The sequence below is a fragment of the Mesorhizobium sp. M8A.F.Ca.ET.161.01.1.1 genome (assembly GCF_004792105.1).
Lineage (GTDB): Bacteria > Pseudomonadota > Alphaproteobacteria > Rhizobiales > Rhizobiaceae > Mesorhizobium.
In genome coordinates, this window is sequence record NZ_SRTD01000012.1 from 158,583 (window position 1) to 184,710 (window position 26,128).

The following is a 26,128-nucleotide window of genomic DNA, read 5'->3' on the forward strand; positions in this document are numbered from 1 at the left end:
AGAACGCAGGCGGGCATCACCTGAATATCGGCACACCTAGCGAGGCGTGACCTGCATCGGCAGACCGCCTTGCGGCTGCGTGGTCAATTTCTGCACCGGCCAGGGTTTTGTGTCGGCCGTCGTGTCGAAGCGGAAGCCGGACAAAAGTACGGCGAGCGCGATGATCGCCTCCTGCATGGCGAAGCTGGCGCCGATGCAGACGCGCGGACCCGCGCCGAAGGGCAGATACTGGAAACGGTCGATCTTTTCACGGTTCCCCGGGTGGAAGCGTTCGGGCAGGAAGGCGTCAGGCCTGTCCCACAGCTTCCTGTGGCGGTGGACGACCCACGGCATCACCAGCACGGCGGCGTACTTGGGGATGTAGAGATCCTTCCACATTTCGGGCTCGATTGGCTCGCGATTGATCGACGGCGCCGGCGGATAGAGCCGCAGCGCCTCGTCGAAGGCGGCGCGGGTCAGCGGCATGGCGTCGAGCCACTTCGTCGGATCGGGCTCGCGCGCCAGCACCTGGTCGATCTCCCGTTCGATCCGGTCACGCTCCCAGGGCGATTCGGCCAGGCAATACAGCGTCCAGCCGAGCGCGCGCGCCGTCGTCTCGTGGCCGGCGCCGATGAAGGTGATGATGTTGTCCTCGACTTCCGAGCGCGTCAGTCCGTCGGGGCCTTCGGCCTTGAGCAGCAGCGTCAGGAAATCCTGGGGCACGGCATCGGGATCGCGCCTGAACTTTTCTTCGCGCATCCTGACCGTGTCGGTCACGATCTTGCGGAAATAGGCCATCGTCTTGCGGCCGCGGATGCGGGTCAGCCGCGGCAGCCAGTCGGGGGCGCGCAACAGGTCGAGCGGATCGACGCGGCCCATGGTTTCGAACAGGCGATCGATCTCGTTTTCGAAACTGCCCGGCTCGCCCGCGATCTCACCGGAAAACAGCGTCTCGGCCAGGATGTCGTAGGTGAGCAGCGTCATGTCTTGGGCGATATCGGACGTGCCGCCCGCCTCGTAACGGGTGACAAACTCCAGCGTGCGTTTCAGCATCGGCTGTGCGAAGCCGAAAATGTGGCGCGGCGTGAACACCGGCGCCATTGCCTTGCGCGACCGCTTCCACACCTCGCCCTCGGCGGTCAGCAAGCCGTCGCGCAGGATTGGCCTCAGGATCTTCTGGCGCACCGTCGCCATCTTGTAGTTCTTGGCGTTGTCGACCAGCACATGGCGGATCAGTCCGGGATCATTGGCGATGACCAGCGGCCCACCGGCGCCCTTGGCCGAAATCCAGGGTTCGTTGTAGGTCGGCTCGCCCCAGAGTTCGAGCGGATTGCGATAGACGATGCGGATCATCTCCAGCGTCGAAGGCGGCGATGTGCGCGGCTTCGGGGCGGGAGGAACGAAGGGGGCGGGCTGAGTATCCATGAAGTGCTCCGCTGCTCCCATTAATGTAGCGGCTGGCACACCAGGCGTCCATGTGACCGAACGGCAGACCGGACCGTGGCAGAAGGAACACCAGGGCGGACGGTCTGTTCATCCGATCGTGACCGTTCCGCCAGGGTTCCATCTTGTCCGCTGGAACGCTCTGCCGTAGTGACGGTCACCAACGGATACCGCCCGACAAAGGAGCCTGCCTTGAAGCACCAGTTGAACATCATCATCGGCAGCACGCGGCCCGGCCGCGCCGGTCCGGTTTTTGCCGAGTGGCTGGAGACGTTCGTGCGCGAGCACGGAAAATTCGAGCCAGTGCTGACCGACATCGCCGCCTTCAACCTGCCGGTGCTGGACGAACCGCATCATCCAAGGCTCGGCAACTATCAGAACGACCACACCAAGGCCTGGTCGAAGGCGATCGACGCCGCCGACGCCTTTGTCTTCGTGGCGCCGGAATACAACTATTTCGCGGCACCCGCGATCGTCAACGCGATCGACTATCTCGCCCGCGAATGGAAATACAAGCCCGCCGCCATCTTCAGCTATGGCGGTGTCTCCGGCGGCCTGCGCGCGGCGCAGGCGCTGAAGCCGCTGCTGACCGCTGTCGGGATCATGCCGATCCCGGAAGGCGTCGCGCTGCCGCTGTACCAGAAACTGCTCGACGAGAACGGCGCCTTCGATGCCAGGGAGCAGGTGCGGGGCGGGAGCAAGACCATGCTGGACGAACTGTCGCGCTGGAGCGAGGCGTTGAAACCAATGCGCGCAGCCTGAAAGAGCCGCTCTCAACCCGGCTTGCTCGTGCCATAAAGAGATGGAATGGTCGCCAAATGACTGAGCCGGGGGGCGGTTCGACTTGCGGTTGCTGTTTGCCTTGCTGCTGGTGCTTGCGACCACCGCTATCGCGGTGGCGGAGCGGCGCGTGGCATTGGTCATGGCCGATGACGACTACCGGCTGGTCCGGCCGCTGGCCAACCCCATCCATGACGGCGAAGCGATGGAAGCGGCGCTGAAGAAACTTGGTTTCGACGTGGTGCTCGAAACCAACCGCGATCTCAGGCGCATGCGCCGCGCGCTCGACGATTTCCGCCAAGACGCCAAGGGCGCAGACGTTGCGCTGGTGTATTTCTCAGGCCATGGCGTCGAAATATCGGGCGACAACCGGCTGCTGCCGGTCGATGCCGATGCGTCCTCGCTCGATGCGCTGGACAAGACCAGCCTGCCGCTGGAAGAGGTGCGCGACGCGGTCGCGCCCACCGCGAAAGTCGGGCTGATCGTGCTCGACGCCTGCCGCAGCGATCCGTTCTCGGGGAGCGGCGGCGACGGGCGCGGCGCGACCTCGCTGGCCAAGGATGTCGCCGACAAGGTCACGCCGGGTCTTGGCCGCATCGGGCGGGCGGAAAACATCCTGTTCGCTTTTTCGGCCGCACCCGGCGAGACGGCCGCCGATGGCACCGGCCAGAACTCGCCCTTCACCACGGCGCTGGCCAAATATCTCGGCACGGACGGGCTCGAAATCCGATCGGTGCTGACGCTGGTGCAACAGGAGGTCTACGACCTGTCGCGCGGCAGGCAACTGCCCTATGTCGAGAGCGGCCTGCCGAAGCTGTTTTTCGCCGCCGCGGCCAAGGGGCAGTTGCCGGAGCGCGAACGGCTGCTGCTGGCCATGGCCGACGTGACGCCGGACATGCGCGGCGAGGTCGAGCGGATCGCCAGCGACGCCGACATGCCGTTGGCGCCGCTCTATGGGGCGTTGATCAGCGCCGACACCAGCCATTTGTCGGCCGAGAGCCTGAATGCCCGGCTGCGCGAAGCGGCCGACGCCTTCGTCAAGGTACGCGCCGAGATGAAGACGCTGGCCGCCGACGATCCGCGTGTGACGGAACTGCGCCGTCAGGCCGAGGAGCAGTTGGCCCTGGGCGCCTTCGGCGCGGCACAGGCGAAGCTGGCCGAGGCGGTCGATATCGACGAGGTGTCGCGCAAGGCGCTGAAGGTGAATTTCGCCGACCGGACGCTGTCGCAGGCCGCGACGCTGTTCCTGTCGGCGGGAGCGGCGCGCGCCGACCTCAACTATGCGGCGGCCATCAAGGGCTATGAAACCGTGCTGTCGCTGTATGGCGAGGCCGGGCAGACCTCGCTCAGCCTGGAACAGGCCGACCGTCAGAGCCGCACGCTGGAGGAACTCGGTATTCTTTATACGACGGTGGGCAATGTCGACGCGGCCGGCCGGGCCTTCGCCGCGCTGTTGGCCAATCTCGAGCAGCGGTCGCGTCAGGAAACCGATCCCAGCGTCAAGCGCGATCTCGCCATCAGCCATATCAAGCTCGCCAACACTGAGGTGGCGCAAGGCAACCTGCCGAGCTCGCTCGAAAACTATGAGGCGGCCAGGGGCATGCTGCAGGAGTTGACCGCAAGCGTGCCGGACAAGAAAGACTGGCTCGGTGATCTTGCCATGGCCAATGACAAGATCGGCAACGTCCTGGCGACACAAGGCGATGTGGCCGCGGCGGCCCAGGCCTATCAACAAAGCCTGTCGATCAAGCAGAAATTGGCCGACGCCGAGCCGAACAGCGCCTATCTGCTGCGCGACCTGACCATAACCTATGACGAAATCGGCGACCTTGCCCATACCGCCGGCCAGTTGGACAGCGCCCAGACGGCCTTCGAGGAGAGCCTGAGAATCCGGCTGGCGCTGGCCGAGAACAAACCCGACGACCTTGAGCGCCAGCGCGCGGTCTCCGTAAGCCACGAGAGGATCGGTGACGTGCTGCGCGAGCGTGGCGCCGCCGCCGATGCGCTCGTGGCCTACAACAAGAGCCAGGCGATCGCCGAAGACCTGGTGCGCCGCGACCCTAACGATACCGACTTGAAGCGCGACCTGTCGATCAGCTACGCCAAGATCGGCAACGCGCTCAACGACCAGGAGAGCTGGCCGGCAGCGCTGGCTTCCTATCAACAAGCGCTGGCCGTAGCGCGTGAACTTGCCGCGAGCGACCCAGGCAACACCGACTGGCAGCGCGACCTTTCGGTCTGTCTGGAAAAGGTTGCCGGTGTGCTTGATGTCCAGGGCAATGTCAGCGACGCACTGCGAAACTACCAGGACAGTCTTGCCATTGCCGACCGGCTGGCCAAGCTCGACCCGGGCAATTCCGACTGGCAACGCGACCTGTCGATCACATTCTCGGAAATCGGCATGCTGGAGACCAAGCAGCGGCATTTCGAGGGTTCCAGGAAGGCCTTCGAAGCCAGCCTCGGCATCCGCCAGAAACTGGCTCAATCCGATCCGAACAATGCGCTTTGGCAATTTGATCTGGTTCAGGCCTACATCAACTATGCGTATGTGGCCAAGGATCCGAAGGCGGTGCTGACCAAGGCGCTGAACCTGACGCTGGAGCTAGACCGCACGGGCCGGCTGGCGCCAAGGGACAAATCCACGATCAAATATTTGCACGGCCTTCTCGCTAAATTCAACGCTCGAAAAAAATAGCCGGCTGGCGGCTCGGCATTTGAGCCGGAAATGCCTGCAAACCTTGGAAAAACCGCCTTTAGCGCCTATATCTAGTCGATATCAGAAGCGCGATTCGGGGCCGATTTTTCGCGCTGTACAAGCGGCATCTAGACAACAGGTTTTCATGAGCGACCAGACCGAGAACACCAACGGCGCTGAAGCCGAATACGGCGCCGATTCCATCAAGGTTTTGAAGGGGTTGGATGCTGTCCGCAAGCGGCCGGGCATGTATATCGGCGACACCGATGACGGCTCGGGCCTGCATCACATGGTCTACGAGGTGGTCGACAACGCCATCGACGAGGCGCTGGCCGGCCATGCCGACCTGGTTTCGGTGACGCTTAATCCCGATGGCTCGGTGACGGTTATCGACAATGGCCGTGGCATTCCGACCGACATTCACCCCAGCGAGGGCATTTCGGCGGCCGAAGTGATCATGACGCAGCTGCATGCCGGCGGAAAGTTCGACCAGAACTCCTACAAGGTTTCTGGCGGCCTGCATGGCGTCGGCGTCTCGGTCGTCAACGCGCTGTCGGCCTGGCTGAAGCTCAAGATCCGCCGCAACGGCCAGATCTTCGAAATGAGTTTCACCCATGGCGATGCCGACGCGCCGCTGAAGGCGACCGGCAGCTACGAGCAGGACAAGCGCCCGGGCACCAATGAGGGCCGCAGCGGCAGCGAGATCACCTTCTTTCCGTCCGCCGAGACCTTCACCATGGTCGAGTTCGACTTCGGCACGCTGGAGCACCGGCTGCGCGAACTCGCCTTCCTGAACTCCGGTGTGCGCATCGTGCTGACAGACGCCCGTCATGCGGACGTCGTGAGGCATGAACTGCACTATGACGGGGGCCTCGAAGAGTTCGTCAAATATCTCGACCGCGTCAAGAAACCGCTGATCGAGAAGCCAATCGCCATCAGGGCCGAGCGCGACGGCATCACCGTCGAAGTGGCGATGTGGTGGAACGACAGCTACCACGAGAATGTGCTGGCCTTCACCAACAACATTCCGCAGCGCGACGGCGGCACGCATCTGGCCGGTTTTCGCGGTGCGCTGACCCGCCAGATCACCGGCTATGGCGAATCCTCGGGCCTGACCAAGAAGGAAAAGGTCTCGCTGATCGGCGACGATTGCCGCGAAGGCCTGACGGCGGTGCTGTCGGTCAAGGTTCCCGATCCGAAATTCTCGTCGCAGACCAAGGACAAGCTGGTCTCGTCGGAAGTCCGTCCCGTGGTCGAAGGGCTGGTCAATGAAGCACTCGGCACGTGGCTTGAAGAGCATCCGACCGAGGGCAAGGTGGTCGTCGACAAGGTGATCCAGGCCGCGGCGGCGCGCGAAGCCGCGCGCAAGGCGCGCGACATCACCCGCAAGACCTCGCTTGGGGTCACCTCGCTGCCCGGCAAGCTGGCCGACTGCCAGGAACGCGACCCGGCGAAGTCCGAAATTTTCATCGTCGAGGGTGACTCGGCAGGCGGCTCCGCCAAGGGCGGCCGTTCGCGGCAGAACCAGGCGATCCTTCCCTTGCGCGGCAAGATCCTCAATGTCGAGCGGGCTCGCTTCGACCGCATGCTCTCGTCCGACATGATCGGCACACTGATCACCGCGCTCGGCACCTCGATCGGCAAGGACGAATTCAACGCCGACAAGCTGCGTTACCACAAGATCATCCTGATGACCGACGCCGACGTCGACGGCGCCCATATCAGGACCCTGCTGCTCACCTTCTTCTTCCGGCAGATGCCGGAGCTGATCGAGCGCGGCCATCTCTACATCGCCCAGCCGCCGCTCTACAAAGTGACGCGCGGCAAGAGCTCGCAATACATCAAGAATGAGAGCGCCTTCGAGGAATTCCTGATCGATTCAGGGTTGGAGGAGGCTTCGCTTACACTTGGCTCGGGGGAAGTGCGGACCGGACAGGATCTGCACGGCGCCGTTGCCGACGCGCTGGCCGTGCGCCAGCTCATCAACGGCTTGCACACGCGCTACAACCGCAACGTCGTCGAGCAGGCGGCGATCGCCGGCGGGCTCAATCCCGATGTCTTCGCCGATCTTGGCCGTGCCAACGCGATGGCGGAGCGGATCGCGCAACGCCTCGACATCATTGCCGAGGACACCGAGCGCGGCTGGACCGGCCGCATGTCGACGTCGAACGAGGGTATCGGCGGCTATGTCTTCGAACGCACCGTGCGCAGCGTGAAGGAATACGCCCATCTCGACATGGCGCTGATCAATTCCGCCGATGCACGCCAGCTCGACCGCTACGCCCAGCGCCTCAGCGAGATCTACGAGATGCCGCCGGTGCTGCGCCGCAAGGATGTGTCCGAAACTGTCTCGGGGCCGCTGGCGCTGCTCAACGCGGTCTTCGCGACCGGCCGCAAAGGACTGACCATGCAACGCTACAAGGGGCTCGGCGAGATGAATGCCGAGCAGTTGTGGGAGACCACGCTCGACCCGAATGTGCGCTCGCTGCTGCAGGTCAAGGTCAACGACGCGACCGACGCCGACAGCCTGTTCTCGCGGCTGATGGGCGACGAGGTGGAACCACGGCGCGAATTCATCCAGGACAACGCCCTGTCGGTCGCCAACCTGGATATTTGACCGACCGCCCATCGGCGCGCCAGGCAATTCCAGAAAGTGCGGAACGGTTTTCCGGGGAAAAGCGATAGCGCTTTCCCCTAGGGGACTTCGTCAAGACAACGAATAGAGCGGTTCCGCGTTTTCGTGAGACAATGAACCGTTCTACGCCGCGCCAGTTTGTTCCATCGCCGGCAAACAAAATCATTTCATAGCCCATCGGAACGGAAGCTCCCGAGAGACATTGTGACAGTATCGATCACAATTTCTCACAAGGAGACATCCATGGGACGCGGCATCTTGCTCTGGTTGCTCGGCATTCCGATTCCGATCATCATCCTCATCATGCTGTTCGTACGGTAGGGGGCCTGAAATGCAGTCCGCCCTATCGGCTGTCAACGTATCCGCTTCGACGGAATCGTCCTCCACCGCGGTCAGCTGGGGACCGATCATTGCCGGCGCCTTCGCGGCCTCGACGCTGACATTCATCCTCATGCTGCTCGGCTCGGGCCTCGGGCTCACTATGGTTTCGCCATGGTCGGGCTCCAGCGCATCGATCACCACCTTCGCGGTGTCCACCGCCGTCTGGCTGGTCATCGTGCAATGGCTTTCCTCCGCTGTCGGGGGCTATTTGGCAGGACGGTTGCGTACCAAATGGGTCGGGATCCACACCGACGAGGTCTATTTCCGGGACACCGCCCACGGCTTTCTCGCCTGGGCGTTGGCCACGCTTCTCGTTGTAGGCGTACTTGGCTCGGCGCTTTCCGCCGCGATTGGATCAGGTGTACAGGCCGCGTCCACCGTGGCCTCGGGAGCCGCCATGGGTGCGTCGGCCGGCGCCACAACCAATGCCAGCGGCGCATCGGCCGACAATGCGACCTCCTATCTGGTGGATTCGCTGTTCCGGCCGGCCGATCCGGCCAAGCTCGCGGCCACCAATCAAGGCGATGAAGCCGCGGCAGCCGGGCAGGCCTCACGCGTCCTGATCGCCAGCGCCGTCGCGGGCGAGGTCTCCGCGGAAGACAAGACTTATCTTGCGCAATTGGTCGCCGCGCGCACCGGCCTTTCCGAGGCTGATGCCAAGACGCGTGTCGACGCCGTGCTGGCAAAGGCGCAGGACGCGAAGGTCAAGGCGAAGCAGGCGGCCGACACGGCAAGAAAGGCAAGCGCCACCTTTGCGCTTCTCGGTGCCCTGTCGCTGGTCATCGGCGCCTTCATCGCCAGTGCGGCCGCGGCTCTCGGCGGCAGGCAGCGCGATGAAGAGGAAGCCGTTTTCCTGACCAACGGATGAAGGCAAAGCATCAGGACAGCACCAAAGAGCCCGGCATCGACCGGGCTCTTTCTTTATTCGACAGTCAAGATCGGCCGGATCAGTGATCGATCGCCTTGACGATCTCTTCGGTCATCTTCTTGGCGTCGCCGAGCAGCATCATGGTGCCGTCCTTGTAGAACAGCGTGTTGTCGATGCCGGCATAGCCGGAACCGAGCGAGCGCTTGACGAACAGGCAGGTGCGGGCCTTGTCGACGTCGAGGATCGGCATGCCGTAGATCGGGCTGCTCTTGTCATCACGCGCGGACGGGTTGGTGACGTCGTTGGCGCCGATGACATAGGCGACGTCGGCCTGCGCGAATTCGGAGTTGATGTCCTCGAGCTCGAACACTTCGTCGTAAGGCACGTTGGCCTCCGCCAGCAGCACGTTCATGTGGCCAGGCATGCGGCCTGCGACCGGGTGAATGGCGTATTTGACATCGACGCCGTTGGCCTTGAGCTTGTCGGCCATTTCGCGCAGCGCGTGCTGCGCCTGCGCAACCGCCATGCCGTAACCCGGCACGATGATGACCTTCTGCGCGTTCATCATCAGGTAAGCGGCATCGTCGGCCGAACCCTGCTTGACGGTGCGCTCGATGCCGTCGTCAGCCGCGGCGGCCGCCTCGCCGCCGAAGCCGCCGAGAATGACCGAGATGAAGCTTCGGTTCATGCCCTTGCACATGATGTAGGACAGGATGGCACCCGACGAGCCGACCAGTGCGCCGGTGATGATCAGCGCCAGATTGCCGAGCGTAAAGCCGAGAGCCGCCGCTGCCCAGCCCGAATACGAATTCAGCATCGAGACAACGACCGGCATGTCGGCGCCGCCGATCGGGATGATCAGGAGGATACCAAGCACCAGCGAGGCGGCGACGATCAGCCAGAACACCAGCTTCGATTCCGTACCGACCAGGAGCACGATCAGCACGACCAGGGCGATGCCAAGTGCGGCGTTGATGAAGTGACGGCCGCCGATCATAATCGGCTTGCCGGACATGCGGCCATCGAGCTTGAGGAAGGCAATGACCGAGCCGGTGAAGGTGATGGCGCCTATGGCGACGCCGAGGCTCATCTCGATCAGGGCCTGGGCATGGATGTCGCCAGCGGTGCCGATGCCGAAGCTCTCCGGTGCGTAGATGGCGGCGGCCGCCACCATGACGGCGGCGAGGCCGACCAGCGAGTGAAAGGCTGCGACCAGCTGCGGCATCGAGGTCATGGCGATGCGGCGCGCGGTGACGGCGCCCACGCCGCCGCCAATGGCGAGGCCAAGCACGATCAGGCCGAAGCGGCCAGCGGACGGGGTTGCCAGCGCCAGCGTGGTGGCAATGGCGATGCCCATGCCGATCATGCCGTAGAGATTGCCCTGGCGGCTGGTTGTCGGATGCGACAGGCCGCGCAGCGCCATGATGAACAGGACGCCGGAAACCAGGTAGAGGAAGGACGCGAAGTTGGCGTTCATGGCGCTCTACTTGTCCTTCTTCTTGTACATGGCCAGCATGCGCTGGGTGACGAGGAAGCCGCCGAAGATGTTGACCGAGACCAGCATCAGCGCGACGAAGCCGAAGCCTGCGGCAACGCCCGAAGCCGCGATACCGACGGCGAGCAACGCACCGACGACGATGACGGACGAGATGGCGTTGGTGACGGCCATCAGCGGCGTGTGCAAGGCGGGCGTCACCGACCAAACGACATAGTAGCCGACGAAGATCGCCAGCACGAAAATGGCGAAGCGGAAGACGAAGGGATCGATGGCGCCGCCCGACAGCGCGTGCGCGGCATTACCGGCGGCCTCGGTGCCGCCCGGGGCATTGGCCAGGTTCTGCACCGCGAGCCTGACGGCAGCACTTGCCTGGTCGAGTTGATCCAGGGCTTTCTGCAAGGTCTGATCCATCACGCGGTCCCTTTCGGCTTAGACGCGGGCGATTTGGGTGCGGCAGGTTTCTTCGCTGCCGCCTTTTTCGGCGCAGGCGTGGACGCATCGGCGACCAAGGTCGTGGCCGGGATCGCCGCCGGCTCGACATAGGGCTGCTGGTCCGCCTTGGCGAAGGCCGGGTGAACGACCTTGCCGCCATCGGTCAGCATCGTCGCCTTGACCAGGTCGTCGTCGCGGTTGATGGCAAGCGTCTTGGTCGTCTTGTCGACCAGCGTCTCGAGGAAGGCGAACAGGTTCTTCGCGTAGAGCAGCGAGGCGGATGCGGCGACACGGCCGGGCACATTGAGGTGGCCGACGATCTTCACATTGTTGGCGGTGGTGACGATCTTGCCTGGCTCGGCACCCTCGACATTGCCGCCGCGCTCGACAGCGAGATCGACCAGCACCGAGCCCGGCTTCATCGAGGCGACCATGGCGGCGGAGACGAGCTTCGGCGCCGGCCGTCCCGGGATCAGCGCCGTGGTGATGACGATGTCCTGCTTGGCGATGTGCTCGGCGGTGAGTGCCGCCTGCTTGGCCTGGTATTCCCTGGACATTTCCTTGGCGTAGCCGCCGGCGGTCTCGGCGGCCTTGAACTCCTCGTCCTCGACCGCCAGGAATTTTGCGCCGAGCGAGGCGACCTGTTCCTTGGCGGCGGGGCGCACATCGGTGGCGGTGACGACGGCACCGAGACGGCGCGCGGTGGCGATCGCCTGCAGCCCGGCGACGCCGACGCCCATGATGAACACTTTCGCTGCAGGCACGGTGCCCGCCGCCGTCATCATCATCGGCAGCGCCCGGTCATATTCCGACGCACCGTCGATCACCGCCTGGTAGCCGGCAAGATTGGCCTGGCTGGACAGGACGTCCATCGATTGGGCGCGGGTGATGCGTGGCATGAATTCCATCGAGAAGGCGGTGACGCCGGCCCTGGCCAAGGCCGCGACAGCGGCATCGTTGCCGTAGGGATCCATGATGGCGATCACCGCGGCGCCAGCTTTGTAACTCTTCAGCTCGGCGTCCGTTGGCCGGCGAACCTTCAGCACGACATCGGCCTTGGCGACATCCGAGGCCTTGCCGATAACGGCACCTGTCTTGGCGAATTCTTCGTCGGGGATGCGCGAGCGGGTTCCGGCACCGGTTTCGACGATGACGTCGAAACCCAGGCCCGCCAGCCGCTTCACCGTATCGGGCGATGCCGCGACGCGCGGCTCGTTCGCATCGAGCTCACGAGGGATGAAAACCGTCTGTCCCACCGCATGATCCTTTCGGCTGGAACCTGTCTGCGCGACGTGTCGACCGGGATATCCGGCTACGTCAACCGCAAGAGGGTTTTGGAAGGTCTATCGCAGAATGAAGGCGCCGACGGCCATGATCAGCACGAACAGGATGGTCGCCGAAAAAAAGCCGCCCGCGAAGAAGCCGAAAGCCATCGCCAGAAGCAGAGCGCCGCAGAAGAGCGAGCCATATTTGGCCAGCGCCAGAAAGCCCGCATAGGTACGGTCATGCTCGGCATAGTCCATCTTCGCGCCCAGTTCTACAGGACCGGTCGGCGTGTGCTCAGCCATAGGAATACCCCTTCGAAGACATCTTTCAGGCACATACCGAAAAGCTGGGCGCAGAGCAATGGCGCTATTGCCGCATCGCAGCCGACAACTGCCTCAAGGGAAAATTGAAACTGGCTGCCGATGCCAGGCAATCGGCGGCTTTGCGGCACGCTTGACCCGCTGTCTCAGCCGGCCAGATGCGGAAACAGGCCCAGCAGTCCAACGACAATCAGATAGAGCGCGACGATGTAGTTCAGCAGCCGTGGCATGATGAGGATCAGCACGCCGGCAATCAGCGAGATGAGCGGCGTGAGGGCCAGCGAGTGGATGGTCATGACCGTATTCCTTCCCACGAACAATGCGTCACGCCCGGGGCGAACGCCCGTTGGGCAGAATTGCGGCGATACTCGATGGCGATGCCGCTACTCATAACGGCAGATCCGCGGGAAAGGTTCATGATGCCAGGAAGGCGCCCGTTCAGGCAGCGTCGCGATAGTATTTCGCCGTCGGTACGATGGACAGCGGCGTCAGCCGGTTGATGGCCGGATTAGCGAACATCATCCGCTGCTCCACCGCCGTCGACTTAAAGAACGGGAACCGTTCGAGTGTCTGGCGCAAGTTTTCGCCGCAGGGGATTTCGAACAGAGCGATCGGCGCAAGAACACCCGGGAACACCTTGCCCTCTGTCCTCTGAATGGCATGGAAGATGCGAGCATAGTAAGCGGAATGCTCGATCTTGATCGGCGTAAGCACTGCCGTAAGGTTGAAGTAACTGGCGGCCACCATGCCAAGCCTGAGCGTCAGAAAAGGCAGGACTCCGGGCGCGGGCGCACTGTCGGCATCGGTTGCGAAGCGAGTCCCGTCGATGAATGTCTCTCCGCGGGCAAGCCGCTCGGTTAATATTTCCGGATAGGCGTCGACGGACGGCGAATGAGGGTGCTCTCGGGAAATGTAGTGGAGCCGTAGTGTGCTGACCAGGTGTCCATCGAAGTAGACGCCGAACCGATAGGAATTCGGCAGATTGTCCCAGCGATCCTCGAACATCCCGCTGGCGATCGGGCCGCACATGCCCGATTGCAGGTAGGAATGATAGCGAAGGCGGTAGATCGCCTCCAGATCCTCGCCTCCAGTGATGAGACGATAGTCGACATGCTCCAGCAATTGCATGATCGAATGGTTCAGCGCCGACCCAGCATTTGCGCCGGCGCCAGCCCGCGCATCGTTTCTTGCAGCATCCATTCTCAAGTCCTCGTATCCGCCTCTGAACAGGCTATTCGAGTTGAAATGAGACACAAGCCGAAAATTCGACCCTACCAATTTACCACTTGTTAACCTTAACGACCGGAGATTCTGGCGGCAGAGTGGTGTTGGCTAAAGGAGCAGTTTTGGCGTCCAGATCCAAGTTAGCGTGAAAACTACTGAGCGCTTTGCTTGGAATTGTTCCAAGTCACTGCCAAATATGCTGGTTCGTACGAGCCCGCCACACGATCCAAGCAACGCACATTATTGACTTCGATGGGCGGGAATTTGGGGCGAAAGCTAGCCGGCTGTGCGCTTGGCGGCGAGACGCAGATCCGCGGCAAATGGCCAAGTGACGTTCGACATCGTCTCGATACCCGACGCGCTGAGCGCTGCGCCGAACAGGAAGCCCTGGACAAGATCCGGCTTCACCGAATGCATCAAGACCTTAAGCTGCTCGAATGTCTCCACGCCTTCGATGGTGACGGTAAGCCCCAGGATACGGGTCAGATCGACGACGCCCTTCAACAGCTCGAGTGAGCGCGGATTGTGGGTGATGTCCATCACGAACGACCGGTCGATCTTGATCTTGTCGAGTGGAAGCTTATGGAGATAGCTCAGGCTTGAATAGCCGGTGCCGAAATCGTCGAGGGCGATGCGGATGCCGAGCTGCTTCAGTTCCTCGATATATTGGCGGGTCAAGGACTTGTCGTCAAGCAGCGCGGTTTCCGTGACTTCGATTTCTAGGCGGCCGGCGGCGAGGCCGGAGTTCGCCAACGCATCGCGCACCTTCTGGATGACGTCGCGGCTGCGGAAATCCCTGGCCGAGAGATTGACCGAGACGCTGGTCTGGTCAGGCCATTTGGCGCATTCGGTGCAAGCCGCATGCAGCACGAAGGTGCTGATTTCGGAAATGATGCCCATCTCCTCGGCCAGCGGAATGAATATGCTGGGCGAAATCGGTCCGAGATCGGGATGGTCCCAGCGGCAGAGCGCCTCGCAGCTGGCGATGCGCATGGTGTTCATCGCCACGATCGGCTGGTAGACGACCCGCAGGTCCCTGCTTTCCACGGCACTGCGCAGATCCGCCTTCATCAGCTGGCGGTTGCGGAACGCGGCGTCCATCGCCGCCTCGAACAGCCGCCAACCGTTCTTGCCGAGCTCCTTGGCCTTGTAGAGCGCCAGGTCCGCCTTGACGATCATGGCGTCGACATCGGTCCCGCCGACCTTGGACAGCACCGCGCCGGCGCTGGCCTGGATCCGCAACCCGTGGCCCGCGACGTCGACCTCTCCCTGCAGCTCGGCGAAAATCCGGTCGAGCAGGCTCTCCAGGTGGCTCTCGTCATCGATGCGGTCGAAGAACAGCATGAACTCATCGCCACCGAAGCGGCTGACGGTAAGGCCTTGCCCGGCGATGGCCGCCAGGCGATCGGCGACGGCGTAAATCAGCCCGTCGCCGACAGGATGTCCGAGCGTGTCGTTGACGCTCTTGAAATCGTCGAGGTCGATCACGGCGAGGCCGCACAGGCGGTCGCGGTCGCCGGAGGCCATCAGCTCGCCGACCAGTTCGTGGAAATAGGCACGGTTGGGAAGGCCGGTGAGATTGTCGTAGCGCGCCATGAACCGGATCTTTTCCTCCGCTTCGACGCGCGCCGTAACATCCTCGAAGGTGATCACGCCGAGTTCCTGGCTGCCTTCGCGCGCGGAGAATTCGTAATGCTGGCCGTTGGCGAGCGAAACAAGCACCTTGCGGTCCCTGCCCTCGCGCAGGGCGCGAGTCAGCTGCGCCTCGACGTAGCGGCAGTCCTTCGGCGCCAGCATACCGCCGGCGACGCCGCGCATCAGAAGGCCGTGGATGGAACGCCCGAGCAGCGCGTCGGCCGATTTCAGCGACATCAGATGAGCGGCCTCGGCATTGGCGACCGCGACACGCCCGTCAGGGCCGAGCATGACTAGGCCGTGCGACATGGTGTTGAGCGCGCGGTCGAACCTGCGCGTTATGCTTTTCGCCTGCTGGTGGCCGATGACCGCGGAAAAAAGCACATTGCGAACATGGTCGGCGCTGTTGATGGTAATGAACGTCATCGGGAAGATCATCAGACCGAGGACGACAGACGGGGCATCCTGACGCAGCAGGAGCGCAACTGCCATCGGACCGATGAAGGTTACGGAAAAAATCCGCACCATGCGCGGAGAACCGTAGTTGCGGGCGACAACCGTGACCAGGGTTGCCAACGTCAGCGACATCGCCGCCAGTTCGGCGAATGGGTCGGGATACACATAGATCGACACGAAGCACAGCGCACCCAAACCGAGGCCCTGCAAGCAGCCTTTGAAGATGTAGCTGCGCTCCAATCGGTGTGCGTGTTCGACATCGGCAATCATGCCGCCGGTCTTCAGGAAACTGCGAATACCGAAATAACGGAGAAGGCTGATCGGCAGTAGAATAAAAGAAAAGGTCAGAAACAACAGATTTTGCGTGCGCTGATAAATCATGAATCCGAGGATCCAGTAGCACGCGCCACCGATCACCAACATGTGCGCGTTGTCGAACAACGACCGCACAAATTGGATATAAACATCCGCGGGGATGCTTTCGGTCTTTGTTTTGCCCATATGGTCGGCCCAACGCTAGGCCTTGTCATGCCACAACCGCCTTAAGAAAGGCTTAGAACAGGGGGTTAAGCAACGGCTTCGGTCCGCCTGCCAAGGCGAGAGGGGCTTACAGCCCGAAAAAGGCTTTGAACATTGGTGGAGGAATCACTCAGCGGCACTGAGAACCGGTATCGGCATCGTTTGGGTCAGCCGCTGGAGCAACCTGCGGCGCTCGCCCGCCGCCTTTTCGGCGCTTGCCCGCCGGACATGGCCGTAGCCGCGGATCAGCGCCGGGACCGAGACCAGGGCTGTCGCGGCCTCGATCTTGCCCGGCGCCAGCGAGTTGGCCACGAGCTGCAGATCGGCTTCGTACTGTGCCAGCAACTGCCGCTCCATGCGCCGTTCGGCGGTGTAGCCGAACAGATCGAAAGCAGTGCCGCGCAGACCCTTCATCGCCGCCAGCACGCGTAAACCCTTCATCATCCAGGGGCCGAAGCTCGATTTCCTCGGTTTGCCGTCATTGCCGCGACGCCCCATGATCGGCGGCGCGAGATGAAATTCGAGCTTCTCGTAGCTCTGGAACTGCTTGCCAAGCTCGGCGGCGAAGGAGCCGTCGGTGTAAAGCCGCGCCACCTCGTATTCGTCCTTGATCGCCATCAGCTTGAACAGGCTTTTGGCCGCGGCCTCGGTCACATCGGTCGAACCCGGCATGGCCTTCGTTTCCGCCGCTCGCAGCGTCGAAATCCTGTCGGCGTAGCGCTTGCCGTAAGCAGCACTCTGATAGGCGGCGAGGAAGGCGACACGGCGGGCGATGATCTCGTCGAGCGTCTCAGCGACCGAAGCGGCCTGTCCGGCCTTGTCGGCGAAGCCCGGCTGGGCGACGAGGCCGCGCACGAAATCCGGCTGATGCGCCGCGCGGCGGCCCCAGCGGAAGGCGGCGATATTCATCGCCACCGCTTCGCCGTTCAATTCGATAGCCTTTTCAACAGCTTCGGCCGAGAGGGGCAGACCGCCGTGCTGGAAGGCAAAGCCGAGCATGAACATATTGGCGCCGAGCGAATTGCCGAACAGTGCGGTGGCGGTGCGGGTGGCGTCGAAGAAATGCGCCTTGTCGTCACCGGCGGCGGACCGGATCGCCTTCTTCAGGCGCTCGACCGGCAGCGAGAAATCGGCCGATCGGGCAAATTCGCCCGGCATGATCTCGGCGGTGTTGGCCAGGAAGATCGTATGCCCCTCGCGCACCGCGGTCAGCACCTTCTTGGCGCCCGACACGACGAGATCGCAGCCAAGCACGAGGTCGGCCTTCCCAGCCGAAACGCGGATGGCATTGATGTCTTCCGGCGTGCGGGCGATGCGGACATGAGTGAACACCGAACCGCCCTTCTGGGCGAGGCCGGCCATGTCGATCATGCCGCAGCCCTTGTCCTCCAGATGCGCCGCCATGCCAAGCACGGCGCCGATGGTGACGACGCCGGTGCCGCCGACGCCATCGATGATCGCCGCCCAGCCCTCGACGCCGAGCGGGAATTCGGCTGGTGTCGGCACGCCTTCAAGCGGGTCGGTCCCGCCGGCCAGGCCTTCGGCCTTGCGGATCTTGGCACCGTGCACGGTGACGAAGGACGGGCAGAAGCCGTTGACGCAGGAGAAGTCCTTGTTGCAGCTCGACTGGTCGATCTTGCGCTTGCGGCCGAATTCGGTCTCCACCGGCTGGATCGAGACGCAGTTCGACTGCACGCCGCAATCGCCGCAGCCTTCGCAGACCAGTTCGTTGATGAAAACGCGCTTGTCGGGGTCGGGAAAGGTGCCGCGCTTGCGGCGGCGGCGCTTTTCGGCGGCGCAGGTCTGGTCGTAGAGCAGGATCGACACACCCTTGACGTCGCGCAACTCGCGCTGGACGAGGTCGAGGTCGTCGCGATGATGAATGGTGGCGCCGGCCGGAAACTCGGCCTTGCCCGCATATTTGTCGGGTTCGTCGGTGACGACAGCGATGCGGTCGACGCCCTCTGCCCGCACCTGCCTGGCGATCATGTCCACGGTCAGTCCGCCCTCATGCGGCTGGCCGCCGGTCATGGCGACGGCGTCGTTGTAGAGAATCTTGTAGGTGATGTTGGCTTCGCTCGACAGGGCGAAGCGGATCGCCAGCGTGCCGGAATGGTTGTAGGTGCCGTCGCCGAGATTCTGGAAGATGTGGTCGCGCCTCGAGAACGGCGCCTGGCCGACCCATTGCGCGCCCTCGCCGCCCATGGCGGTGAAGCCGAGCGTGTTGCGGTCCATCCACAGCGCCATGAAGTGGCAGCCGATACCGGCGGCGGCGATCGAGCCATCAGGTACCTTGGTCGAGGAATTGTGCGGACAACCCGAACAGAAGAAGGGCGTGCGCGAGCCGATGTCGGTGGCGTCCGCCAGCATCGCCTGGAATTGGCGCAGCTTGGCGACCCTTGCCGAAATCTCCTCGGACGGGCCGATGGTCTTCACGATCCTCTCGCCGAGCGCAATGGCGATCTCGTTGGGGTCCAGCGCGCCCTTGGCCGGGAACAGCCAGTCGCCGCGCTCGTCCTTCTTGCCGACAATGACCGGCCGCGAGGCCGTGCCATAAAGGCTCTCGCGCAGCTGCACCTCGATCAGCGAGCGCTTCTCCTCGACGACGACGATGGTGTCGAGACCGCGGGCGAACTCGGCAATGTGCTGCAGGTCGAGCGGCCAGGGGCAGCCGACCTTGAACAGCCGCACGCCGATGCGGTTGGCTCCCGCCTCGTCGATGCCGATATCCTCCAGCGCCTGGCGGACGTCGAGATAGCTCTTGCCCAGCGTGATGATGCCGAGCTTCGGATTGCGGCCGCCCGAATAGACGATCCTGTTCAGCCCATTGGCATGGATGAAGGCGGAAGCCGCGGCACGCTTGTGCTCATGCAGCCGCTCCTCCTGGCCGAGCATGTCGATCTCGTGGCGGATGTTGAGGCCGCCCGGCGGCATGTCGAAATCCGGGACGACGATCTTCAACCGTTCGAGCGAGGCATCGACCGAAGCCGTCGATTCGATGTTGTCCTTGACGCATTTTATCGCCGCCCAGGTGCCGGCAAAGCGCGACATGGCAAAGCCATAGAGGCCGTAGTCGATGATCTCCTGGACACCGGCCGGGTTGAGGATCGGCACCATGGTATCGACGAAGAGGAATTCGGTGGCGTGCGCATTGGTCGAGGATTCGGCCATGTGGTCATCGCCCATGAGGGCAAGGACGCCGCCATGTTTCGACGAGCCGGCGAGATTGGCGTGGCGGAACACGTCGCCCGAACGGTCGACGCCCGGCCCCTTGCCGTACCAGACCGAAAAGACCCCATCATGGGTGCCCTCGCCCAGCAGCTCCGTCTGCTGCGAGCCCCAGCAGGCGGTGGCGGCCAGCTCTTCGTTGAGGCCGGGCTGGAAGACGATGTCGGCCCCGGCGAGCTGCTTTTTCGCCTTCCACAGCTGCATGTCGAGACCGCCGAGCGGCGAGCCGCGATAGCCGGAGACGAAACCTGCCGTGTTCAAGCCAGCGCGGCGGTCGCGCTCGCGCTGCATCAGGAGCATACGAATGACTGCCTGCGCGCCGGACAGGAAGATACGCTCCTTCCCGAGATCGAACTTGTCGTCGAGCGCGACATCATGCAGCGTCATCAGGCATTTCCTCTGCGAAGGCCGCGCGGGGCAGCGGCCAACGTCGGGATCGGATGACGCATCCTTTCTTCCCTTGCAAGGCAGGTCAAACAAAATCGAAAGGACCAGCCAACGCGCAACAAACAGTCCGGCGGATGCTGGACCGCGCATGAAAGCGTGCGCCGACAGCGCGACGGCGCACGAAAATTCCAGACGAAATCGATGCCGTCGGGAGGTGTCAGCCGCCTTTCGAGCAGTCCGGCTTCGGCTCGCCGGGCAGCTTGCCGTCGGGATGGCCGACGAGATCGGGATTGGCCGTATAGAGCTGGTCGATGACCAGCGGCCGGTCGGGCAGGATCGACTGATCTTCCGTCGACATCAGCGTGGTGTCGATGGTCTGCAGGACCGCACCATCGGCGCCCTTGATGCTGATGGCGATGGCATAGGGTTTGTTCTTGACGACGCAGGTCAGCGCCGGGCTCTCCAGGCTCACCTTGTCGAGCTTCGGCCAGACCTTCTGCTCGACCACGAATGGATCACCTCCGGCGGGGTTCTGGAAGCTGGCAACCGCCACCTGGCCCTCGCCCATCGGCTGCAGGGGCCGCAGCGTCACGACATAGGTCGCCCGGGCGAGGCGGTAGTTGAAGACGAATATCTTGCCGGAAACCTCGAACAGCTTGCCTTCGCCGCCGGTATCGCGACAGGCGCCGAGGGCCGCGGCGGCAATCAGCATGGCGCCGGCAGCGAGCGAACGTGAAAATCCTCTAGGCATTCCTGACCTCATTGGCCGCCATGCGGCGGCGATAGTGACGGCTCGCCTTCTGCCTGTTGCCGCACACCGCCATGTCGCACCAAAGGCGGCTGGAATTGCGGCTTCTGTCGACAAACAGCCAGGTGCAGTTGGGGCAGATCCTGAGCCTTGCGACCGTGTCATCGCGCAACAGAGAAAGGGCTGAAACCGCCAGCGCCGCCTCGAAGGCGATCGGCGTCGCCGGATCGCCGAACGGCCGTCCCGGCGCCCCGATCTCGGTCCGGCCGGCAGCCAGGCCGTCTGCACAGGCCCGCAGGAACTCGGGCAGGTCGGCGGTGGAAACCGCGCCCTTCGACACCGCGCCTCGAAACAGCCGGTCGGTCGTCTCGCGGATCGACAGCACGATGGGCGCGATTGCCACCGGCGAGGACACCGCCAACCGCCTGTCGCCAAGCTCGGCGGCGCGAAAGCCGCTGGCCGCGTCGGCGAAGCGACCGATTTCGACCGGATCGTCGAAGCGGTCGAAGGTGCGCTCCGCATCGCCGCGCAGCACGACGGTATTCGCCGTGTCGAGCGCGAGCAGGCCGCCGGTAAACCGGTGTGGGGTCCAGGCAACTGTCATTCCTAAAAATCTAACCGATAAATCGCGTTTGACAAGTTAGATTCGGCGATGCAAACCTCGGATGCGCACGGTATCGTCGCCGTTGTCCGATCGGCTCTTGGGCGAGATGCTTCCGGGCGAGAGCTTCTGGTGTTGTCGAGCATGCTCTATTTCTTCCAGCAGGTGCTGAACGGGCTGCATTCGGGCGCGCTCTATGCCCTACTCGCCTTCGGCTATGTGCTGACCAACGGCATCCTGCACCGCACCAACCTTGCCTATGGCGCGCTGTTTGCCTTCTGCGGCCAGGCAATGATCCTGAGCGTCGCCTTCGCCTACCAGGTGCTGTGGCTGACGCTGTTGGCCTCGGTGCTGTTCGGCGTCGTCGCGGCGTTCCTCTATGCCGCGCTCATCAGCCATGTCCTGTCGCGCAGCGTCTTTGAACCGTTGGCAGACCGTTCGCCCAACGCGATCGTGGTGACGACGCTCGGCATCCTGCTCGTGCTGTCGGAAGCGAGCCGCATCGCCGCCGACACGCACGATCTGTGGCTGCCGCCAATGTTGGCCGAGCCCATCGTTTTCGCCGAAAGCTCCGGCTTCAAGGCGACGCTGACGCTGATCCAGGTGCTCGACTGCGCGGTGGTCCTGGCGGCGGTCGCACTCGCTACATGGGTGTTTGCCCGCTCAAACTTCGGCCGGTGCTGGCGCGCCGTCTCCGACGACCCCAGGGCCGCCGCCCTGTGCGGCGTCGACGTACGCGGCGTGTTCCGGCGTGCAGTGCTCTTCGGCGGCTTCTGCGCCGCGCTGGCCGGGGTCATGGCCAGCCTCTATTACGGCAATGTCAGCTTCGGTTCCGGCCTTGTCTACGGCCTGAAGATTCTGTTCGTGACCGCTGTCGGCGGCTATCTCTCGCCGCCAAGGGCCGCGCTGGGCGCGGCCGCTTTCGGCATGGCCGAATCACTGTGGGCCGGCTATTTCCCGGTCGAATGGCGCGATGCGTGGATGTATCTGTTCCTGGTGGCCATGCTGATCCTGATCGGCGCCGGCCGCGACACCGGAAAGATCGTCTGAGCCCATCAGACTTTGGTTGCATGACGTTTCGTCAGGCCGCGGTTTTCCACCGCGCCGCAAGGGCCGATTGCCTGCATCCTTCCTCCTCGTGTTGACCAACCGGACCACGCACTGCATACCGTTGGGCCACGCGACGCGACGAAAAAGGGGGATCGCGCGTCACCGCATCAGGGAGGAATGCATGGCAGGGCTGCTCGCTCTATCCAGGGTCATTGACCGCGCCAACGAATTCATCGGCAAATCGGTATCCTGGCTGATCCTGCTGGCGATCCTGGTGAGCGCGGCCAACGCCGTCATCCGCAAGGTCTTCGACATTTCGTCGAACGCATGGCTGGAGCTGCAATGGTACCTGTTCGGCGCAGCCTTCATGCTGGCTGCCGCCTATACGCTGAAGCAGAACGAGCATATCCGCATCGACATCGTCTACGGCCTGTTTTCGCGCCGCGTGCAGCACTGGATCGATCTTCTCGGCCACATCCTGTTCCTGATGCCGTTCGTGACGCTGATGGTGTTCTATTTCGTGCCCTACGTACGGCTGTCGTTTCATAGCGGCGAGATGTCGACCAACGCCGGCGGCCTGATCGTGTGGCCGGCCAAGGCCATCCTGCTGGTCGGCTTTTTCCTGCTCGCGCTGCAGGGCATTTCCGAGATCATCAAGAAGATCGCCATCATGCGCGGCGTCATGGATGATCCCAACCCGTTCATTTCCGTGCACGAACAGGCCGAACTCGAAGCCAAGGCGCTCGCCGAAGAGGTGCGCTCGTGATGGAGTTCATCGCCCAGAACATGGCGCCGATCATGTTCGCCTCGCTGATCCTGTTCATGCTGATCGGCTATCCCGTCGCCTTTTCGCTTGCCGCCAACGGCCTGATGTTCTTCTTCATTGGCGTGCTTTTGACGCCCTATTCGGGCGGCGCGATCAATCTCGCCTGGCCCCTGCTCTATGCGCTGCCGGACAATTTCTACGGTAGCCGGGTGATGTCGAACGACACGCTGCTGGCCATCCCGTTCTTCACCTTCATGGGCATCGTGCTCGAGCGATCCGGCATGGCCGAGGACCTGCTCGACACGATCGGCCAGCTGTTCGGACCGATCCGCGGCGGCCTCGCCTACGCGGTGATCTTCGTCGGCGCGCTGCTCGCTGCAACGACCGGCGTGGTGGCGGCGTCCGTCATCGCCATGGGGCTGATCTCGCTGCCGATCATGCTGCGTTATGGTTATGACCGCCGGGTGGCGTCCGGTGTCATCGCGGCGTCGGGTACGCTCGCGCAGATCATTCCGCCGTCGCTGGTGCTGATCGTCCTCGCCGACCAGCTCGGCCGCTCGGTGGGCGACATGTATGCCGGCGCCCTGATCCCCGGCCTGGTGCTGACCGGCCTTTACACGCTCTACATCGTGATCATGTCGATCGTGCGGCCAAAGTCGATGCCGGCCCTGCCGCTCGAGGCGCGGACTCTCGGCCATGGCGTGGTGTCCCTGCTGATCGCGTTGGTAGTGGCCGTGGCGATCGCTTATGCCGCCTACCATTACCTGGTGCCCGCTCATGGCGACAATGCCGACATTCTCGGCGCGGCCGTCGGCGTCATCTTCATCTACGTCGTCGCGATTCTCGACCGCAGCCTGAACATCAACATGATGTCGCGGCTGGCGCAGCAGGTCGTGATCGTGCTGATCCCGCCACTGGCGCTGATCTTCCTGGTGCTCGGCACCATCTTCCTCGGCATCGCCACCCCAACCGAGGGCGGTGCCATGGGCGCGGTCGGCGCGCTGGCGATGGCGGCGATGAAGGGCCGGCTGTCGATGGACGTGATCAAGCAGGCGCTGGCCTCGACGACGCGGCTGTCGTCCTTCGTGCTGTTCATCCTGATCGGCGCGCGGGTGTTCTCGCTGACCTTCTATGGGGTCAACGGCCAGATCTGGGTCGAGCATCTCTTGACCTCACTGCCGGGCGGCGAAGTCGGCTTCCTGATCGGCGTCAACATCCTCGTCTTCTTCCTCGCCTTCTTCCTCGATTTCTTCGAACTGGCCTTCATCATCGTGCCGCTGCTGGCGCCGGCCGCCGACAAGCTCGGCATCGACCTGATCTGGTTCGGCGTGCTCCTGGGCGTCAACATGCAGACCAGTTTCATGCACCCGCCCTTCGGCTTCGCGCTGTTCTACCTGCGCTCGGTCGCCGCCCGCGTGCCTTATCTCGACCGCCTGACCGGTAAGCAGATCGCGCCGGTAACGACGGGGCAGATCTATTGGGGCGCGGTGCCGTTCGTCTGCATCCAGGTCATCATGATCGGCCTGACCATCGCCTTCCCGCAAATGGTGATGCGCTACAAGGGCACGGCCGTCGATTCCGGCACGATCGACTACCAGGTGCCAGCAGCGCCCGGCCTGTCGCCGCTCGGCGCGCCGGAAGGTGGCGGCGCTCCTGCCAATGGCGGCGGCGCACCGGCCGCGCCCGGCACGCCCGACCTGTCGCAGCCGCCGAGCTTTGGCGATGCACCGCCGGCCAAGCCGACGACACCGACGCCGGACCTGTCGCAGCCGCCGAATTTCGGCGATGCGCCGCCGGCCAAGCCGGCGACACCGACGCCGGACCTGTCGCAGCCGCCGAATTTCAACTGAGCTCGGAGGGGAAGACGCCATGAAAGCCGTGCGGTTGGAGAGAGTGGGCGGCATCGCGCTGCGCGAGGTCGCCAAGCCGGTTCCCGGTCCGGACGAGCTTCTGGTGCGGATCGAGGCCTGCGGTGTCTGCGGCACCGACCGGCATCTTTTCCACGGCGAATTCCCTTGCAGGCCGCCTGTGACGCCCGGGCACGAGTTCGCCGGCATCATCGAGGCCGTCGGTAATGCGGTCTCCGGCTTTGCCGTCGGCGACCGGGTCACTGGCGATCCCAACATCGCCTGCGGACGGTGCCCGCATTGCCATGCCGGCCGGGTCAATCTGTGCCGCAATCTCAACGCCATCGGCATCCATCGCGACGGCGGCTTTGCCGACTATGTGGTGATGCCGCAAAAACAGGCTTTCATCCTGCCCGCCGATCTGCCGCCGACACATGGCGCGTTCTGCGAGCCGCTTGGCTGCTGCCTGCACGGTGCCGACCTTGCCGAGATCAAGCCTGGCAGTTCGGTTGTCGTGCTCGGCGGCGGCGTGATCGGCCTGCTAACGGTGCAGCTGGCTCGGCTCGCCGGGGCCACCACCATCATCCTGTCGACAAGGCAAGCCTCGCGCCGCGCGCTTGCGAGGGAACTCGGCGCGACGGCGACGGTCGATCCCACAGCCGCCGATGTGATCGATGCCATCGCCGGACGGGCGGGACTGATGCCCGGCGGCGCCGACGTGGTGTTCGAATGCGCCGGCGTGCGCGACACCGTCGAGCAGTCGATGCGGCTGGCAAGGGCCGGCGGCACCGTCGTCATCGTCGGCGTGACGCCGCAAGGCATGAAGGCGGAATTCGAGCCCTTCGACCTCCTGTTCCGGGAACTGAAGGTACTGGGCTCGTTCCTCAATCCCTATACCCATCGCCGCGCCGCCGAGCTCATCGCGTCGGGCGCGATCGAGATCGACCGGCTGATCTCCAGGCAGGTGTCGCTGGAAGAGGCGCCTGGTGTGATCGCCAATCCGCCCGCGCTGGGCGAGGTCAAGGTGCTGGTGGTGCCAGGCCTGGGCTGAAGTGCGGTCCTTCATCTTGCAACGTTGGCGATTGGCGAAACCGTCGATGACAGCTTCCCTCTCCCCGTCCCTATACGGGAGAGGATGCCGGCAGGCAGGTGAGGGGCGGCGCCAATGCTGAATTGATAAGATGCGCGGTTGGGCTTGCGCCGAGGGCGTTCAATCGCCGAAGCCGGCGCTGCCCCTCATCCCCCTGCCGGTGTCCAGCCGATAGATGGGTAACAGATTGAACCGGATACATAGGTAACAGTTCTCCCCCTATGCATCCGCCGCAGCGCCAAGCGGTTTGGTTGGCGCGGCGCTGCGGCGGACGAGCTTC

General features: G+C 63.6%; 19 protein-coding genes. 8 read left to right on the forward strand and 11 right to left on the reverse strand.

Annotated features, from left to right (window positions below; all coding sequences use genetic code 11):
- Window positions 1-36 precede the first annotated feature (36 nt).
- Window positions 37-1,404 (reverse strand): cytochrome P450, encoded by a 1,368-nt coding sequence (locus EN804_RS25595; RefSeq protein ID WP_135921640.1) that lies wholly within the window; start codon window positions 1,402-1,404, stop codon window positions 37-39.
- 210 nt (window positions 1,405-1,614) lie between these two features.
- Between EN804_RS25595 and EN804_RS25600 the strand changes: the two genes are divergently transcribed.
- The 4 genes from EN804_RS25600 to EN804_RS25615 all read left to right on the forward strand — a co-directional run bounded on the left by EN804_RS25600 (window position 1,615) and on the right by EN804_RS25615 (window position 8,781).
- Window positions 1,615-2,184: an NADPH-dependent FMN reductase gene (locus EN804_RS25600; RefSeq protein ID WP_135921641.1), complete on the forward strand. Its 570-nt coding sequence runs from the start codon at window positions 1,615-1,617 to the stop codon at window positions 2,182-2,184.
- Between the two features lie 82 nt (window positions 2,185-2,266).
- On the forward strand, window positions 2,267-4,897 hold the full coding sequence (locus tag EN804_RS25605) for a caspase domain-containing protein (protein ID WP_189524571.1): 2,631 nt from the start codon (window positions 2,267-2,269) through the stop codon (window positions 4,895-4,897).
- 145 nt (window positions 4,898-5,042) lie between these two features.
- Complete coding sequence (gene gyrB, locus EN804_RS25610) at window positions 5,043-7,514, forward strand: DNA topoisomerase (ATP-hydrolyzing) subunit B (RefSeq protein WP_135862417.1); 2,472 nt, start codon at window positions 5,043-5,045, stop codon at window positions 7,512-7,514.
- Between the two features lie 349 nt (window positions 7,515-7,863).
- On the forward strand, window positions 7,864-8,781 hold the full coding sequence (locus EN804_RS25615) for a hypothetical protein (RefSeq protein WP_135921642.1): 918 nt from the start codon (window positions 7,864-7,866) through the stop codon (window positions 8,779-8,781).
- A gap of 79 nt (window positions 8,782-8,860) precedes the next feature.
- Here the strand turns inward: EN804_RS25615 and EN804_RS25620 are convergent, their stop codons facing one another.
- The 10 genes from EN804_RS25620 to EN804_RS25665 all read right to left on the reverse strand — a co-directional run bounded on the left by EN804_RS25620 (window position 8,861) and on the right by EN804_RS25665 (window position 21,098).
- Entirely contained in the window at window positions 8,861-10,258 is a 1,398-nt protein-coding gene (locus EN804_RS25620) for an NAD(P)(+) transhydrogenase (Re/Si-specific) subunit beta (RefSeq protein WP_135921643.1), read from the reverse strand.
- 6 nt (window positions 10,259-10,264) lie between these two features.
- The gene (locus EN804_RS25625) at window positions 10,265-10,693 is read right to left on the reverse strand and encodes an NAD(P) transhydrogenase subunit alpha (protein ID WP_189343545.1); all 429 of its coding nucleotides are present in this window, start codon (window positions 10,691-10,693) and stop codon (window positions 10,265-10,267) included.
- On the reverse strand, window positions 10,690-11,967 hold the full coding sequence (locus tag EN804_RS25630; RefSeq protein WP_135921644.1) for a Re/Si-specific NAD(P)(+) transhydrogenase subunit alpha: 1,278 nt from the start codon (window positions 11,965-11,967) through the stop codon (window positions 10,690-10,692). Before EN804_RS25630 ends, EN804_RS25625 begins: the two co-directional genes overlap by 4 nt.
- 87 nt (window positions 11,968-12,054) lie before the next feature.
- Entirely contained in the window at window positions 12,055-12,279 is a 225-nt protein-coding gene (locus EN804_RS25635; RefSeq protein WP_127277793.1) for an aa3-type cytochrome c oxidase subunit IV, read from the reverse strand.
- 164 nt (window positions 12,280-12,443) lie between these two features.
- Window positions 12,444-12,593: a DUF3096 domain-containing protein gene (locus EN804_RS25640; protein WP_015314280.1), complete on the reverse strand. Its 150-nt coding sequence runs from the start codon at window positions 12,591-12,593 to the stop codon at window positions 12,444-12,446.
- A gap of 142 nt (window positions 12,594-12,735) precedes the next feature.
- The gene (locus tag EN804_RS25645; RefSeq protein ID WP_246689178.1) at window positions 12,736-13,551 is read right to left on the reverse strand and encodes an acyl-homoserine-lactone synthase; all 816 of its coding nucleotides are present in this window, start codon (window positions 13,549-13,551) and stop codon (window positions 12,736-12,738) included.
- A 246-nt stretch (window positions 13,552-13,797) separates the two neighbouring features.
- Window positions 13,798-16,113, reverse strand: coding sequence for an EAL domain-containing protein (locus EN804_RS25650; protein ID WP_135921645.1), 2,316 nt, complete (start codon window positions 16,111-16,113; stop codon window positions 13,798-13,800).
- Between the two features lie 144 nt (window positions 16,114-16,257).
- On the reverse strand, window positions 16,258-19,746 hold the full coding sequence (locus EN804_RS25655) for an indolepyruvate ferredoxin oxidoreductase family protein (protein WP_135921646.1): 3,489 nt from the start codon (window positions 19,744-19,746) through the stop codon (window positions 16,258-16,260).
- A 217-nt stretch (window positions 19,747-19,963) separates the two neighbouring features.
- Complete coding sequence (locus EN804_RS25660; protein WP_135921647.1) at window positions 19,964-20,497, reverse strand: hypothetical protein; 534 nt, start codon at window positions 20,495-20,497, stop codon at window positions 19,964-19,966.
- Entirely contained in the window at window positions 20,490-21,098 is a 609-nt protein-coding gene (locus EN804_RS25665) for a CGNR zinc finger domain-containing protein (RefSeq protein WP_135883734.1), read from the reverse strand. The genes EN804_RS25660 and EN804_RS25665 overlap by 8 nt, the downstream gene beginning before the upstream one ends.
- A 141-nt stretch (window positions 21,099-21,239) precedes the next feature.
- On the opposite strand from EN804_RS25665, the gene EN804_RS25670 reads away from it, so the two are divergent.
- The 4 genes from EN804_RS25670 to EN804_RS25685 all read left to right on the forward strand — a co-directional run bounded on the left by EN804_RS25670 (window position 21,240) and on the right by EN804_RS25685 (window position 25,809).
- Window positions 21,240-22,145 carry a branched-chain amino acid ABC transporter permease gene (locus tag EN804_RS25670; RefSeq protein WP_135921654.1) on the forward strand — a complete coding sequence of 302 codons (906 nt, stop codon included), beginning with the start codon at window positions 21,240-21,242 and terminating at the stop codon, window positions 22,143-22,145.
- A gap of 181 nt (window positions 22,146-22,326) precedes the next feature.
- Window positions 22,327-22,911 (forward strand): TRAP transporter small permease subunit, encoded by a 585-nt coding sequence (locus EN804_RS25675; protein WP_135883735.1) that lies wholly within the window; start codon window positions 22,327-22,329, stop codon window positions 22,909-22,911.
- A complete protein-coding gene (locus EN804_RS25680) occupies window positions 22,908-24,761 on the forward strand; it encodes a TRAP transporter large permease subunit (protein WP_135921648.1) in 1,854 nt (617 codons plus the stop codon). The genes EN804_RS25675 and EN804_RS25680 overlap by 4 nt, the downstream gene beginning before the upstream one ends.
- A gap of 19 nt (window positions 24,762-24,780) precedes the next feature.
- On the forward strand, window positions 24,781-25,809 hold the full coding sequence (locus EN804_RS25685) for a zinc-dependent alcohol dehydrogenase family protein (RefSeq protein WP_135921649.1): 1,029 nt from the start codon (window positions 24,781-24,783) through the stop codon (window positions 25,807-25,809).
- The last annotated feature ends 319 nt before the right edge of the window (window positions 25,810-26,128 follow it).